Source organism: Roseofilum halophilum BLCC-M91 (assembly GCF_030068445.1).
GTDB classification, from domain to species: Bacteria; Cyanobacteriota; Cyanobacteriia; order Cyanobacteriales; family Desertifilaceae; genus Roseofilum; species Roseofilum halophilum.
In genome coordinates, this window is the sequence record NZ_JAQPOK010000010.1 from 25,287 (window position 1) to 39,758 (window position 14,472).

General features: G+C 42.6%; 13 protein-coding genes and 1 riboswitch. Of the genes, 10 read left to right on the plus strand and 3 right to left on the minus strand.

Annotated elements, in window-relative coordinates; translation table 11 throughout:
• Window position 1: 1 nt before the first annotated feature.
• Complete coding sequence (locus PJF56_RS01510; RefSeq protein ID WP_283760863.1) at window positions 2-268, minus strand: hypothetical protein; 267 nt, start codon at window positions 266-268, stop codon at window positions 2-4.
• A gap of 127 nt (window positions 269-395) precedes the next feature.
• Here PJF56_RS01510 and PJF56_RS01515 point away from each other — a divergent pair, with 127 nt between their 5' ends.
• The 6 genes from PJF56_RS01515 to PJF56_RS01540 all read left to right on the plus strand — a co-directional run bounded on the left by PJF56_RS01515 (window position 396) and on the right by PJF56_RS01540 (window position 8,938).
• On the plus strand, window positions 396-1,886 hold the full coding sequence (locus PJF56_RS01515) for a hypothetical protein (RefSeq protein ID WP_283760864.1): 1,491 nt from the start codon (window positions 396-398) through the stop codon (window positions 1,884-1,886).
• The gene (locus tag PJF56_RS01520) at window positions 1,871-2,812 is read left to right on the plus strand and encodes an AAA family ATPase (RefSeq protein WP_283760865.1); all 942 of its coding nucleotides are present in this window, start codon (window positions 1,871-1,873) and stop codon (window positions 2,810-2,812) included. The genes PJF56_RS01515 and PJF56_RS01520 overlap by 16 nt, the downstream gene beginning before the upstream one ends.
• Window positions 2,802-3,962, plus strand: coding sequence for a VWA domain-containing protein (locus tag PJF56_RS01525; RefSeq protein WP_283760866.1), 1,161 nt, complete (start codon window positions 2,802-2,804; stop codon window positions 3,960-3,962). Before PJF56_RS01520 ends, PJF56_RS01525 begins: the two co-directional genes overlap by 11 nt.
• Before the next feature lie 232 nt (window positions 3,963-4,194).
• Window positions 4,195-4,434, plus strand: coding sequence for a hypothetical protein (locus tag PJF56_RS01530; protein ID WP_283760867.1), 240 nt, complete (start codon window positions 4,195-4,197; stop codon window positions 4,432-4,434).
• A 10-nt stretch (window positions 4,435-4,444) separates the two neighbouring features.
• Entirely contained in the window at window positions 4,445-8,293 is a 3,849-nt protein-coding gene (locus tag PJF56_RS01535) for a CHAT domain-containing protein (RefSeq protein WP_283760868.1), read from the plus strand.
• Between the two features lie 93 nt (window positions 8,294-8,386).
• The gene (locus PJF56_RS01540) at window positions 8,387-8,938 is read left to right on the plus strand and encodes a Uma2 family endonuclease (protein ID WP_283760869.1); all 552 of its coding nucleotides are present in this window, start codon (window positions 8,387-8,389) and stop codon (window positions 8,936-8,938) included.
• Between the two features lie 60 nt (window positions 8,939-8,998).
• On the opposite strand, the gene PJF56_RS01545 is transcribed toward PJF56_RS01540, so the two are convergent.
• Window positions 8,999-9,445: a DUF29 domain-containing protein gene (locus PJF56_RS01545; protein WP_283760870.1), complete on the minus strand. Its 447-nt coding sequence runs from the start codon at window positions 9,443-9,445 to the stop codon at window positions 8,999-9,001.
• Window positions 9,446-9,572: 127 nt separating this feature from the next.
• On the opposite strand from PJF56_RS01545, the gene PJF56_RS01550 reads away from it, so the two are divergent.
• Window positions 9,573-10,193, plus strand: a complete 621-nt coding sequence (locus PJF56_RS01550) for a restriction endonuclease subunit R (RefSeq protein WP_283760871.1) — start codon at window positions 9,573-9,575, stop codon at window positions 10,191-10,193.
• Between the two features lie 139 nt (window positions 10,194-10,332).
• A riboswitch (cobalamin riboswitch) is annotated at window positions 10,333-10,487 on the plus strand.
• Between the two features lie 25 nt (window positions 10,488-10,512).
• Window positions 10,513-11,553, plus strand: coding sequence for a cobalamin biosynthesis protein CobW (gene cobW / locus PJF56_RS01555; RefSeq protein WP_283760872.1), 1,041 nt, complete (start codon window positions 10,513-10,515; stop codon window positions 11,551-11,553).
• Between the two features lie 27 nt (window positions 11,554-11,580).
• On the opposite strand, the gene PJF56_RS01560 is transcribed toward cobW, so the two are convergent.
• Window positions 11,581-12,297, minus strand: a complete 717-nt coding sequence (locus PJF56_RS01560) for a hypothetical protein (protein ID WP_283760873.1) — start codon at window positions 12,295-12,297, stop codon at window positions 11,581-11,583.
• A gap of 301 nt (window positions 12,298-12,598) precedes the next feature.
• Between PJF56_RS01560 and PJF56_RS01565 the strand changes: the two genes are divergently transcribed.
• Together PJF56_RS01565 and PJF56_RS01570 are read left to right on the plus strand one after the other, a co-directional pair.
• The gene (locus PJF56_RS01565; protein ID WP_283760874.1) at window positions 12,599-12,982 is read left to right on the plus strand and encodes a response regulator; all 384 of its coding nucleotides are present in this window, start codon (window positions 12,599-12,601) and stop codon (window positions 12,980-12,982) included.
• Between the two features lie 182 nt (window positions 12,983-13,164).
• Window positions 13,165-14,220 (plus strand): putative bifunctional diguanylate cyclase/phosphodiesterase, encoded by a 1,056-nt coding sequence (locus PJF56_RS01570; RefSeq protein ID WP_283760875.1) that lies wholly within the window; start codon window positions 13,165-13,167, stop codon window positions 14,218-14,220.
• Window positions 14,221-14,472 lie beyond the last annotated feature (252 nt).

A 14,472-nucleotide genomic window follows, 5' to 3' on the forward strand; every position in this document is an offset into this window, starting at 1 on the left:
CTTACGACTTGCGCCACAACCATTGACCACTACAGTAAAATAAGAGTACGATCAACGGTAGTAAGGAGATGCTACACCAGAAAGAAACATCAACTGGAGGATTGGGTTTTGAAGACCATTCGGCGATCGGCTGTTCCATAAAATTGCTATATGCATTCCCCCAAGCTTCGCGTCTCTTCAGTTTCAGATCTTGATCCCCAACAATCTCAAGCTCTACCGAAATAACCGGTTGTTCGATTTCCTTCCCAATAGTCTCTCGCATGTCCATAAAGTTCGCCTCGCTTTAACTGCTGTAAGGCGATTCTTGCTTTGGGTTCTGCCCATTCCAAATTGCCCAAACAAATTCTCAAAACCTTGGTATAATTAGGTTTGGCTCTTTGGGCAAGGTTAAACCTTTGGGCGAAATTGCCCAAAGAACTCTGATTTACGTTTTTACTGTTGCTATGAGACAAACAGAGGGCAAAAAGAAACGAAAATTCGCTAAAAACCCCAGAACTCTCAATAATGTATTGATTTTCGTTGAAGCCTTACTTGCCGTTGTTTATGGAGTAATTCCCAAAAACCAGCTAGATACTGCATTCAACCTGCATGAGAACATCCCCGAAAACCAGCGAGGGACTCAAGTCGAGTGGGAATGGATTGATAATGAATTAATGGTCTCTGGTAAAATTTGGGAATTACACAGCAAAAGAACTGGAATTTATAAACTTGTACCAAAAGGAATTACTCTACTCGATCTGTGGAAACTCGCAGAACTTTATTGTCAATCTTGTCAAATATCTCGAAGTTTACAGACAGTCAACGGCAAGAAGAAAACAAAAGATCAAGCTAATGTTATCTATGATATTGTCTGCTGTCTAGAAGACTTAAACTTATTAACAGATAAAAGACCTTGCAGTTACAAAGAAAGTAAAAGCCCTTATTGGACATTTACTTTAAATCTTAAATATTATGAGCAAGGTTATGAACAAGCAAGGGCTGAAATATCGCAAAAAATACAACAGGATTTTCAAGATAAGTATACAGTAAATATTCATTATTATTCCCATCCACCATCCCCTGAAGTTACCATTGAAAATGAGGAAAATGCCTGCGATAACACCCTTTACCAAGCCTTACTGAAACTAGACTATAGTAAACAAGCTCGTCTATTTGAGGAGGTTGTGAATAACTGTCAAGTTGGTGCGTGCTTAATTCATGGTCTACCGGACTCAGGACAACGCTGGTTACTGAATCGCTTAATCCAAGAAGTGCCCAACGGAAACACATCTAACTTAGTCAAAAAAATTAGCTTTTCTCGACGCACTCAAGATCGTTCAATGCAGGGTATTTTTAAGGAAATATGTCGTAAATTGCAGCTTCCTCTAAACTCTTCTATAGAAAAAATCCATGACCAATTGTTGGCAATTTGGAAAACTAAAACTGTTATCCTCATTTTTAACAAACTTCATGATATTGAATCCTCGGAACGCGAAGAGTATATTGAAGAATTTTTAAATCAGTTTTGGCAACCTTTAGCCAGGTTAGCGAAAAAAGGTACAACCAGCAAAAATTACCGATTGCTTTTGTTCTTAGTCGATTCAGAAGGATATACCAGCGATTGGAAAATGACTCGTCCTGAAGAGCTACTACTAGAGCTTCCCGAAGGTTGGAAACCCGAACAGTTGATAAAATTTAGGGCGATTGAGCCAATTACACGAGGAGAATTAGCGACGTGGTTAGAAAAACACCTTTGTCCTCAGAATCCAATAAAATTTACTGAAACTTTAGCGGATGAAATACTCGCTAACAGTGAAAATGGAATTCATCAATATGTTTTTGAAGAAGTTTGTTTACGTTGTAATGTTCAATGGGAGGAACAAGCGTCATCATGGCTGAAGTATTAGAATACCAATCTGGAGTATACCCACCTCAAGTAATTGAAGATGAGAATAAACGTCTTATTTATCCTTACATTCCCAGTGATGAATTGGTGGAAGCCGTTAATTTAGCCATTGTCTTAAACCGTCCTTTGTTGTTGCAGGGGGAACCGGGATGTGGGAAAACAAAATTGGCTCAAGTGGTGGCTCATCAGTTAAAGTTGCCTTATCTGTGTTGGAATATTAAATCAACCAGTCAAGCTCAAGATGGACTCTATCAATATGATAATTTAAGGCGGTTGCGAGATGCTCAGTTACTGGCGTTAAATCGGGTAACGGATGTGAAAGAAGTGGAACGAATGAGCAATCCGAAAACCTATCGCACTTGGGGAAAATTAGGGGAAGCATTTCAAAATGATCAGCGCACGGTTTTGTTAATTGATGAAATTGATAAGGCAGATATTGATTTTCCCAATGATTTGCTGTTGGAGTTGGATGAAAAGCGGTTTACGGTTCCAGAGACGGGGGAGGAAATTGAGGCCAAACAGCCCCCAATTATTTTTATTACCAGTAATCAGGAGCGAGATTTACCGGATGCCTTTTTACGGCGCTGTTTGTTCCATTATATCGAGTTTCCCGCTCAAGACCGGTTGATTGAAATTATTCGAGCCAGGTTTAATGTAGAACCGGATAATCAGTTGATGAATGTTGCAGTAGAACGCTTTCTAGAGTTGCGAGAGTTTCTGCAAGAGGAGAAAGGAGAGAGCAGTAAAAAGGTGAGTACGAGCGAGTTAATTGATTGGTTTGAGGTGCTGCGTCGTAATTCTGAAGATGAGATTTTGGCACAACTCGATGATCAGTTACCTTATTTGGGCGTATTGTTGAAAAGTTGGGACGATCATCAGCGCTATTTAAGGCAATTTGCAGAGGATGAAGATGGTGATGAAGATTAAGGAAATTCACGATCTGCCTTTGCGAAAGTTGTTTGAACAATTGCGAGAGGCGGGTTTTGTTTTGGGGATTGAGGAGTATGAGTTGCTGTTAAAGTCGTTAATGGCGGGGTTTGGATTGGCCGACCGGAAAGCATTGGCGAGATTGTGTAAGATTTTATGGGTGAAGTCCGTTGAAGAGGGGCAGATTTTTGATGATTGTTTTAATCAATTTATCGATGAAGAACCAGTTGAATCCTTGGTGACGGTTGAGGAGTCGCAGCCGGAACAATGGGAAGAGGTGACTATATCTGAGCCATTGAATCCGGAGAGAGAACTGGTGCAAGAGTTGCACCCAGATACGCCAATTCCTCAGAGTCCTGTACCTACTCCTGTGGTAGAGACTCAACCCAAAATTGAGGCAGTGGAAGAGCAAGTGGAGAGGGTTGTGGAGCCTAAAAGTTTTGGGGTACAAATTCAGGATGAGGTACAGGCTTTTAAGACTCAGCAGCACTACCGCATCCGGTTTTTATTACATTCGGATTATTTGCCAATTACGGCTCGGCAAATGAAGCAAACTTGGCGAATTTTACGCCGTCCAACACGAGAGGGGGCGTGTGTAGAATTGGATGTAAACCGAACAATTAAAGAAGTTGCCCAACAGGGATTTTTGCTTAATCCGGTGTTGGTTCCGGCGCGGGTAAATCGATCGCAGCTAGTGCTATTGTTAGATGTGGATGGTTCAATGGTGGCGTTCCATTCTTTAGGCAACCGCGTCAAGGAAACGGCAATTCGCGGGGGTCGTTTGGGGCGATCGCAGGTATACTATTTCCATAACTGTCCCATCGACCATGTTTACGGCGATCGCAGTTTCATCAACGCAGTCACGTTTGACTCTCTCCTCAGTCAGCTCTCCCCCCGTCATTCTGGGTTGCTCATCTTCAGCGATGCAGGAGCAGCACGGGGAGGATATAGTCCGGAGCGTTTAGAGTGGACGGAGATCTTTTTACGAGCTTTTCAAGAGCGGTTGCGCTATCAAGTTTGGGTGAACCCGGTTCCCCAGGAGCGCTGGTGGGGAACGACCGCAGAAGAAATTGGTAAATTAATTCCGATGGTAGAGTGCGATCGGGCCGGTTTGCAACAAGCCGTTAAGGTGTTGCGAGGGAAAAGGTAGAATCAAATTAAAAATTAAAATTGCACTCTCCCTTTCATGTCCGCTTGCGGAAAATCCCTCTCCCACTCCGATAAGCTATGGATAGGTCTCCTAGACTTGGGTGAAACCCGCCCCTACAGACCGAAAACCTTGTAGGGGCGGGTTTTACCAACCCATTACGATACTAACCATAACCTTCCTGAACCCGCCCACCCCAAGGGCTGCTATCATGCAGATAAATGATAGGAATACTATGAATGTTCAAGAAGTCCTAGATACTGCCCATAAATTGAGTTTAGCTGACCGCATCTATCTCGTCAGTCAAATTATGCAGGGAGTTGAACAAGAAACTCAACCCTCAGTAGCAGAGAAAATACCATTAGAAGACCCCATGATTGGATTGTTCTCAGGGTCGCCTGATTTATCCACGCGATGCGAGGAGATTTTACATCAAGAAATTAAAACAACTTCTGGTTTTACATGGAAAGAGTAATAGAAGAACCATGAGAATTGAAGCAGCACAACGACGAATTCAAGCCTTTGAGAGGAAATTTGATCAGCCTCACCTCTTTTTGGCGGCTCATGCGGCGCTGCCGTTGGCTTTAACTCCCGATCTCCTCTATCGAATTTGGGTAAATTTTCAGCGCGATCTTGAGGGAAAATCTTGTAAAATTCCTTGGATTGCCGTGTCCGATCTCCTCTTATCGAGTCTCTGTGATGAAGTAGGGTATGAGCTGTTTGAAATGGAGGACACCATCCGCCATGAACTCCTGCAAAAACTGAGCCAAAACCAGCGTCAACAGGTAGCTGCATTTTTGTTACAGTATGTGCAAGCAGATCTCAAAAGTCGTGATAGTTATTATCGAGAGTTTGCCCAATCTCAAAGTTGGGCAGCACAGGCTTATCTGCATCCGGAAAAGGCGATCGAGTTATTGGCAGACGCAATTAATACGGCTTATCGAGAAAATCCCGATGATTTGATGCGGTTGACGACGCTGACGGAGTTGTTCGCGCAAGATGTGCCAGAGTTCGATAAGTTGCTCATTTATGCTCGTGCGATCGGACATGCGGCACGAAATAGATTTCAGGAAACCAAGGAAGAACTGATTAAGCTAAAAATCAAAAATGGTATAACTGCTCTAAGCAATACAGTTGTAGTATCTCTCCCTCCAGAGTTATTAGACCAACCCCTCAATCAAGAAGAACAGTTTGTTCAATCATTAGTAACTGCTCGTAATCAGTATAACTATACTCACAGCTTATTAGAAGATAATCAACATTTAATGACTAAAAACTTGCTACAGACCATTAAGCAAGTGATATCTTTTATGTTGAATGAAGGAAATGAAGAGATTGCCAACTGGCTTAAGGATATTGAGGCACAAGTTTCAGAGCAAGTTGTTGAAATATCTCCCCATTTGCAACTATTTCTTGAATTATTACAAGCCATCGTAGAAACCAACACTTATGTTGATGTTTGTTATTCAATTCTGTGTAAAAACCTTGACAAATTAGATATTGAATTTGCTGAAGCAATGTCTTCTTGGTCAAGAGAAAATTTACCCGAACTGGATCGAGAAACAGTACAATTTCTGGCATCAGCTATTGGAAACTTGAGTAACGTAATTCAGAAGTTTCCGTTGGGCAGTAGAGCCGATAACATGGAGATTGCTATTACTGGCTATAACATTGGATTAACTGTTATCGATCAAGGTACTGATCCCATGTTATGGGCTAATCTACAAAATAACTTAGGAACTGCCTACTCTGAGAGGCTTAGAGGAGAGAGAGCAGAAAATTTGGAGCAAGCGATCGCCTGTTATGAAGCTGCCTTGGAAGTGTATACCCGTGAAGCTTTCCCTCAAGATTGGGCAACGACACAAAACAATTTAGGAGCAGCCTATTCCGATCGCATTCGAGGAGAAAGAGCAGAAAATCTGGAGAGGGCGATCGCCTGTTATGAAGCTGCCTTGCAAGTTTATCCTCGTTCTGCTTTTGCTGAAAATTGGGCAAGTGTACAAAATAATCTCGGCTCTGCTTATTCTAATCGTATTCGAGGAGAAAGAGCAGAAAATCTGGAGAGAGCGATCGCCTGTTATGAAAATGCCTTGCAAGTGTATACCCGTTCTACTTTTCCTCAAAACTGGGCAAGTGTACAAAATAATCTCGGCTCTGCTTATTCTAAGCGTATTCTAGGAGAGAGCGCAGAAAATCTGGAGAGAGCGATCGCCTGTTATTATAGTGCATTGGAAGTGTATACTCGTGAAGCTTTCCCTCAAGATTGGGCAACGACACAAAACAATTTAGGAGCAGCCTATTCCGATCGCATTCGAGGAGAAAGAGCAGAAAATCTGGAGAGAGCGATCGCCTGTTATGAAAATGCCTTGCAAGTGTATACCCGTTCTACTTTTCCTGAAAATTGGGCAAGTGTACAAAATAATCTCGGCTCTGCTTATTCTAATCGTATTCGAGGAGAAAGGGCAGAAAATCTGGAGAGAGCGATCGCCTGTTATGAAGCTGCCTTGCAAGTTTATCCTCGTTCTGCTTTTGCTGAAAATTGGGCAAGTGTACAAAATAATCTCGGCTCTGCTTATTCTAATCGTATTCGAGGAGAAAGGGCAGAAAATCTGGAGAGAGCGATCGCCTGTTATCAAGCTGCCTTACAGGTATATACCCGTGAAGCTTTTTCCCAAAACCATGCTGAGATCCTGTTTAAACTGGGACTGACTTACCGTGATGCAGCACAATCCAACCTCGCCTACACCGCTTTTGAACAAGCTATTGATACTGTTGAATATCTCCGTGGCGAGATTATCTCTGGAGACGAAGCTAGACGCAAGCTTAACGAAGAATGGAATCAACTCTATCAACAGATGGTAGAAGTTTGCCTAGATTTAGGCAACTATACGACTGCCCTAGAATACGCAGATCGAAGTAAAGCTCGTAACTTTGTTGAACTCCTTGCAACCCGCGAAGTCTACCCCCAAGGCATACCCCCTGCCATTCGCCAGCGCCTGCAAGAGTTGCGCCAAAGTATTGCCGCAGAAAACCAACGCCTTAGCCAAGACCCCAATCCTGATTACACCCATATCAATCAACTGCGTCAAGAATTTCAAGAAATATCTCCTTATCAACCTCTAGAGTTCTCCACAATTCAATCTCTCATAGATGAAGAAACTGCTGTTTTAGAATGGTACATTTTACACGACAGTTTTATCACGTTCATCCTTACTTCTAAAAATATCAGTGTCTGGACATCTTCCGAAGAAGATCTAAACCAACTCAATGAATTAGTAAATACCTATCTTCAGAATTACCACACCAATAAATATTTATGGCGAACCGATCTCACTCAATACCTAAAACAACTGTCCCAGACCCTACACATCACTGATATCCTAGAGATTTTATTGCAGAAGCTCCCCAACGCCAAAAAACTGATCCTTATTCCTTATCGATATTTGCACATTTTTGCCCTTCATGCTTTACCAATTATCAGTTACAATCCTAAGCTTGAAGATAAAGCTTTGCTAGAGTTTTTTCCAAAAGGCATTAGCTATGCTCCAAACTTGCAGCTTTTGAAAGATACAGCTAACCGTTCTCGACCCTATTTCAACCAGTTATTTGCTATTCAAAATACTTCAGAAGATCTGGTAATGACTGACCTAGAAGTTGAAAAAATCAAAGAATATTTTTCTCCTTCTACAGTCCTAAAAGGTGGTGCAGCAACTAAAGAAGCGGTGCTGTCCTCAGAAGCTTTATACTCTGCACATTGTATTCATATATCAGGACACGGTAACTTTAATCTTGCATCACCTTTAGATTCTGGAATTCTTTTAGCAGGTTCAGCTAATCTTGATTCCATGGATGTTTTTTCGACTAAAAGCAGTCTTCCGAGGTTTGACATGAGAAAAAATTTAACCATAGATGATATTCTTCTACGGCTAAACCTTTCTCAATGTCGTTTAGTTACTCTCTCAGCCTGCGAAAGCAGCTTTGTCGGTCTTGACACTGATGAGCATTTGAGTTTTCAAGGAGCATTTTTGCTCTCTGGTGCGAAAAATGTAGTTGGCAGCTTATGGAGTCTTCCTGATTTATCTACAGCTATTTTAATGATAAAGTTTTATCAAAATTTATTTCAAAATAAACCTGTACAATCAGCGCTTGCAGAGGCTCAAATATGGCTTAAAAATTCAAATGTTAGAGAATTAACAGAATGGCTAGAAGAATTAAACTTAAACCCCATATATAGGCTAACAAGTAGGCGATTATTTCTAGATTTTAACGAAAATGATTTACCTTTTTCCAACCCATACCATTGGGCAGCATTTACAGTCACAGGTGCTTTGTAGTAGTGCCTTATTCAATGACTAAAAACCTCAAACTTGAGTAAACATCATGACGAACTTAAACCTCTATTTTAGCCGAAGAGTAAAAAGATCGCTATGCCTAAATTAACCATCAAAGACCTAGAATATCTCCAAACCCAGCATCCCAACTATCGGATGGAATTAGTTCAAGGAGAAATTATCTTTATGAGTCCTTCCGGATTAGAATCAGAAGAAGTTGGCATCGAAATTGCCGCCCAACTTCGGAATTGGGTGCGTCCTCGTCGCTTAGGTAGGGTATCGGGTTCAAGTGGTGGATTTCGTTTACCCAATGCTGACGGAGATGTTCGCGCACCGGATGCTTCTTTTATTTTGGCTCAACGTTTACCGCGCACCACTGAAGGTTATGCTGAATTAGTGCCGGATCTAATGTTTGAAGTGAAGTCAAGAACCGATAATATCGACAAATTGCGCGAGAAAATCCAAGAATTCATCGCATTAGGAACTCAGGTAGGAGTATTGGTCGATCCGAGAACTCGGACAATGGAAGTTTATCGACTCAATCAAGACTCCGTAACGTTACATGATGGAGATATTTTCACCGTTCCTGAATTGCTCCCTGGATGGGAATTACCGGTAGTGGAAATCTGGGCCCCGGAATTTGATTAAATCGAACAGTTATCTCGCTATTATATAAATCAATGACAACTATTCTTAATTTTACGTCAGTTAAGTCGGTTTAACAAAGCGATATTCGGTCTCAAAAACCTGTTCCCAAGAGAGAGAAGAAACTTGACCTTGAATACCCATTTCGCTTTCTGCATACCGTACTGCTCTCTGGAAACATTTCTCCCAGATAGACTCAATAAAGTCTCGGTTTAAGCTAGGAACCTCTTCCTGAATATCCTCAATTTCATCTCTTGCGGATTGAATCGTAATACTCCAACTGGCCGATCGCAGCTCTGGCTGCTCGTTCCACTTGATAATGTGGCTCATGAGTCGAATTAATTGGCTTTGGATCGCTCGCTTTTCACTCCTTCCCATGGCTTCAATCAGCACTTCTAATCCCTGACTCGCTTCGCTGGGACTCCCTGCTTGCAAGCGATCTAAGATAGCATTTGCGGTTTGGTAATGGGAGTGAATGGCCAGTTGCTGCCAATCGGATAAGGTGGACATAACTTACTTCCTTTAGTGGTTTGGCGATCGCTACTTAATCTCCAACTCAACTCAACTATATGTTACAATCACACCTAAAGTCAACACTGCCCTACGCAATCCTCTTAAACTCCGACGAGAAGTTCTTATGACTCAAACGATACCCCCGCAAGACATTACTCTCGAAGAACTACAAGAACATTTGGGTCTCCAATTGACCACTGACCCTAATTTTTTTCCAGAATGGCAACAGAACTTACCTGAATTAAGCGATCGCGAAAAACAAACCCTGCAAAGAGTATGCAGTAACTACTTTAACCTAGTCAGTCGCCGTCCTCTTTTAGAAGAAGCGGTAAAAATGGTCATCCTCTCACCATTATTAGATCTGGCTGGATTTTTTCAACCCCCCTTTTCTATCCGCACAGAAACCCCCATAGACCTCTCGGTTGAAGATCGAGACTTAATCATCAGAGGTCGAATTGATGTTTTAGTCATTAAACAAAGTCTTTGGATACTGATCGTTGAGGCCAAAAGTACCAAAATTGATATCATGGAAGCAGTGCCTCAAGCGCTCTCTTATATGCTCAAAAATGGTAAGCAGAACCAACCTATCTTTGGGTTTTTGCTCAATGGTCGAGAATTTGTCTTTGTTAAACTTCAATCTTCCAATCCGCCCATCTATAGCCGCTCTTACGCCTTATCGATTGAAAGACCCCATGAACTAGAGCAAGTCTTATCCGTACTCAAAACCATCGGTCAACTGGCTTAAATAACCTCTTAAAAGATGCGATCGCCATGCCTAAACTAACCATCCAAGACCTAGAATCTCTCCAAACCCAGCATCCTATGGATTAGAATCAGATGAAAAAGAGGGATATGAACTGAGTATGGGTTGCCCTACATTCTGCTATAATCAAAGATACTTCGGTTCTGGTGGGGAGCAGCCATCAGAGGTAACGGGGAAAGTTTGGTGCAAATCCAACGCTGTCCCGCAACTGTAAGGAGATGGAGAAAACATAAATCATCTCCAAGTCAGGATGCCCGCCAAAGTGAGTCTGTTTAATCACCATTCTGCGAGGTACAGAATCATGCATAAAATTCCCGTAACCATTATCACTGGATTCCTGGGCGCAGGAAAAACGACCCTGATTCGTAATTTACTCCAAAATAATGAAGGGCGCAAAATTGCGGTTTTAGTGAATGAATTTGGCGAAGTTGGCATTGATGGGGACTTGTTGCGCTCCTGTCAAGTTTGTGATGAAGACGAAGACCCGAATAATAATATTGTGGAACTGACGAATGGCTGTCTGTGTTGCACGGTGCAAGAGGAATTTTATCCTACGATGCAAAAGCTATTGGAACGACGAGACGATCTCGATTCGATTGTGATTGAAACCTCTGGACTGGCACTGCCAAAACCTCTGATTCAAGCGTTTCGCTGGCCGGAAATTCGCAATGGGGCAACGGTTGATGGGGTGGTGACGGTGGTGGATACCCACGCTTTAGCTACGGGGACTTTAGTGGGAGATTTAGAGGCATTGGAGGCACAGCGAAAAGCCGATCCGAATCTGGATCATGAAACTCCGATTGAGGAATTATTTGAAGATCAATTGGCTTGTGCGGATTTGATTTTACTCACAAAAAGTGATTTAGTGGATGATTTGGGTTTAGAGCAAGTGCAAAACTGGTTGAAACAGGAGGTTTCGGCTTCTGTTAAACAGGTGGCTTGTCATCAAGGGCAAATTGATAGTGCAGTTTTATTGGGCTTTAATGCGGCAGTTGAGGATCATTTGGATTCTCGTCCGAGCCATCACGATCATGAAGAAGAGCATGACCATGATGACCATATTAATTCAGTGGAGATTGTGTGCGATCGCCCCTTCGACCCCAAAAAACTCACCCAAACCCTACAACAGTTCGTCCAAAACCACGAAATTTACCGCATTAAAGGCTTTGTTCAAGTGCCGAATAAGCCCATGCGCTTAGTTCTCCAAGGAGTCGGCAACCGCTTTGACACCTTTTATGACCGCCCCTGGCAACTCAACGAACCGCGTCAAACCCGGCTCGTCTTCATCGGTCGAGACCTGGAGCGTCAACCCATTGAAAGTCTATTGGAAGGTCTCAACTAACGCTAATATTGGGTATGCTCAGAGGAGTTAATCCTTGTCACCATCTGACGATTCTTGCATATCAGACTCAGATTCGGAAGTAGCAGACTCGGAACCCGACTCTTGAGAAACTGGCCTTGGTTTCGACAGATTTGGCTTCCCACCGGGTTTACCCTTGCCTTTGGGTTTGCGGTCTTTTAAGCGGTCTTTAACCTTTCTCGCTTCGAGTACCACCAACATCTTACCCTCACGACCCAAAATAAAATCCCAAAACTCCCCTAAAGTTGCTTTTGGTTCCCCTGGTAATATCCCCTGAAACGTGATCTTAAAGGGTTTTTCTAACTTAGAGCTGGGATCTTTGCGATTGGGATTAATACGGACAGCAACTCTACCACTATAATTAAAAATAATCTGCCCCCGCACCGAAAAGACATCACCACTGAGGTTATCCGGGATGGGGTTCAGGGCATTGCGAAGGATAAAATGATAGCCTGCTTCGCGATCGGGTTTCGTCCAACACCGAAACCAATGGAACTGTTCCAAATTATCATCTTTTTCCAACCACTTAAAAAAATAACCCCAACGGATAGAAGCAGGGAAAAACTCGTTATCCTCTGTAACAATTAGTCCTCTAAGTTGGAATCCTTTGTCATCGGGTTGAGGGATATAGCGCCCCCAAATCAAACCGGTACTCCGATATTGGATATCGGATTCTGGAGGACAAATAAGGTTACTAATATTACTCTTATCTTGACTATTGGACAAGGTTCTTTTCAGTAAGTAAGGTGGACGGTTCTCTCCTCAGCAGGGAGAGGGATAGGTATAGAGGATTGAAGACCCCACTGGAAAACTAGAAGATAGCTTTCCCCAAAGGTAAACCTGTTCCATTGTACCTTGTGAAGGCAACGACAAGGGCCATGTCCTGACCCCTTTCAACCTCTAGGAAACTAGGGATCGTCAGCTATTGCCTTAACTCTCACTTCCGTTGTAGGGTGGGAAATAGTCATTAAATCTAACCTCACTAAACTTTCTATAGACTAGCTCTGAGCAGGGAACGCTTCCTCCAATGGCAACTAAACATATTTTGATGATCGATGATGAAATGGATATCCGAGAAATTGCTCGGATTAGTCTAGAAAAGTTGAGGGGGTGGCAGGTAACCGCTACAGAGTCTGGATATGAAGGGGTAGAGCTGGCAGAAAAACACCAACCCGATGTGATTCTCTTGGATGTGATGATGCCTGATATTGACGGGAAAGAGACCCTAAAGCTCTTAAAAGCCAATCCTAACACCCGTCATATTCCCGTAATTTGGTTAACTGCACAAGTTCAAAATACTCATCGTAAATCTGCTGCATTAGGTGTAATCGCAGTTTTAATTAAGCCCTTCGACCCTTTAGAATTACCCAATCAAATCGAGGAAGCTCTAGCGTCCCAGCAAGAGGGATAATTTAGAAATTCATCAAGACTCGTGACTCGATCATCTGGTATCATTTAGAGAATAATAAACAACAATATTAGGGATTGGTGCAAATCAAGGGATGGCTGATGCTTTCACAAGAATTTCACATTCCCTATCTAAGGTAAAGGTGATGATGACTAAACGAACAACTGATAGGGGCGATCGCGATCATGGATAAGCAAAATTTCAGATCTGATTGCCCGGATTTTGACCCCGAACTCTCCCTGGACGAAGCAATTATGCTATTGAGTCATGAACTCCGCACCCCCCTCACCTCGATTCGAGGTGTCGTTCGATTAATGCAAAGTGGCCATGTGAACCCGGAATCAGCCGAAGGAAAGTATATGTTGTCCATGGCAATTAAGAATATTGGCCGCTTGGAGCGCTTGGCCCAAACCATTGAACACCAACCCACCCTTCCACTGACCCTATTTAAGAAAGAAGACTTAGAAAAAATTCAAATAGAATTGGATCTCAAGCAAGCAATTGAGAAAGAAGAGTTACATTTAGTTTATCAGCCCATTGTCTCTTTATCTCCGAGAAAAATCATCGCCTTTGAAGCCCTCATTCGTTGGCATCATGGGACAAAGGGATTAATTTCACCGACCGCATTTATTCCGGTGGCCGAAGAAACCGGTCTGATTCACGATATTGGCCAGTGGGTGATTCGTCAATCCTGTCACCAGCTTAAGAGATGGAAGAAGAACATCCCCTCAGATTATTCATTACTGATGAATCTGAATTTGTCCCCTCTCCAGTTACTTCATCCCCAGTTTGTCGATCAGTTGCAATCCTTGATTAAAGAGTTGGAAATTGAACCCCATGAAATCCGTTTAGAAATTACGGAAACCATGTTAATGGAAAATCTGGAAGTGGCAACGAATACGATTCAAGAATTGAGAAATGTGGGCTTTCAGTTTGATATTGATGATTTTGGGACAGGATATTCGTCTTTAAGTCGCCTAAAAAATTTAGCGGTGAATGGCTTAAAAATAGACCGATTTTTCCTCAAGGAGCAACAGTGGAATTTAATTAAAGCGATCTTGTTGATCGCCTCGGATGTGGGCTTAGATGTGATTGCTGAAGGTGTAGAAACAGTAGAAGACTTTGAAAGGCTTAAAGAGTTAGGGTGTCAGTATTTTCAAGGCTATTTCTTTTCTAAACCGATTGACGAACATTTGGCGATCGCCTGGATGGAAAATCAACTCACTTGTCCCATTTGCTAGTACAGAGAGGGTGGAGGAAGCGCTTCAACCTTGAAAAACTATCAGAACCTGGTTTCAGGGCATTCTCAGGAGTTCCTCAGAGTTCTATGAGAGGATAACCTATAAGTGCTAGTCAGCACCCCGCTCTAAAGAGACGGCGGCTCACTGCCTCGTTAATTTAGGTAGCTGACCCGCCTAAGCCCCTAAAGGGCTACGTTGCATTTAAGAGCCAAAGTTCTCACCTTGGAATGCCTCGCCAGTTCCGAGCTTCTG

Excerpts from the sequence above, each read along its gene's own strand:
- PJF56_RS01510 (WP_283760863.1), bottom strand. The coding sequence starts at position 268 with ATGGACATGCGAGAGACTATTGGGAAGGAAATCGAACAACCGGTTATT.
- PJF56_RS01520 (WP_283760865.1), top strand. The coding sequence starts at position 1,871 with ATGGCTGAAGTATTAGAATACCAATCTGGAGTATACCCACCTCAAGTA.
- PJF56_RS01525 (WP_283760866.1), top strand. The coding sequence starts at position 2,802 with ATGAAGATTAAGGAAATTCACGATCTGCCTTTGCGAAAGTTGTTTGAA.
- PJF56_RS01530 (WP_283760867.1), top strand. The coding sequence starts at position 4,195 with ATGAATGTTCAAGAAGTCCTAGATACTGCCCATAAATTGAGTTTAGCT.
- PJF56_RS01535 (WP_283760868.1), top strand. The coding sequence starts at position 4,445 with ATGAGAATTGAAGCAGCACAACGACGAATTCAAGCCTTTGAGAGGAAA.
- PJF56_RS01540 (WP_283760869.1), top strand. The coding sequence starts at position 8,387 with ATGCCTAAATTAACCATCAAAGACCTAGAATATCTCCAAACCCAGCAT.
- PJF56_RS01545 (WP_283760870.1), bottom strand. The coding sequence starts at position 9,445 with ATGTCCACCTTATCCGATTGGCAGCAACTGGCCATTCACTCCCATTAC.
- PJF56_RS01550 (WP_283760871.1), top strand. The coding sequence starts at position 9,573 with ATGACTCAAACGATACCCCCGCAAGACATTACTCTCGAAGAACTACAA.
- cobW (WP_283760872.1), top strand. The coding sequence starts at position 10,513 with ATGCATAAAATTCCCGTAACCATTATCACTGGATTCCTGGGCGCAGGA.
- PJF56_RS01565 (WP_283760874.1), top strand. The coding sequence starts at position 12,599 with ATGGCAACTAAACATATTTTGATGATCGATGATGAAATGGATATCCGA.
- PJF56_RS01570 (WP_283760875.1), top strand. The coding sequence starts at position 13,165 with ATGGATAAGCAAAATTTCAGATCTGATTGCCCGGATTTTGACCCCGAA.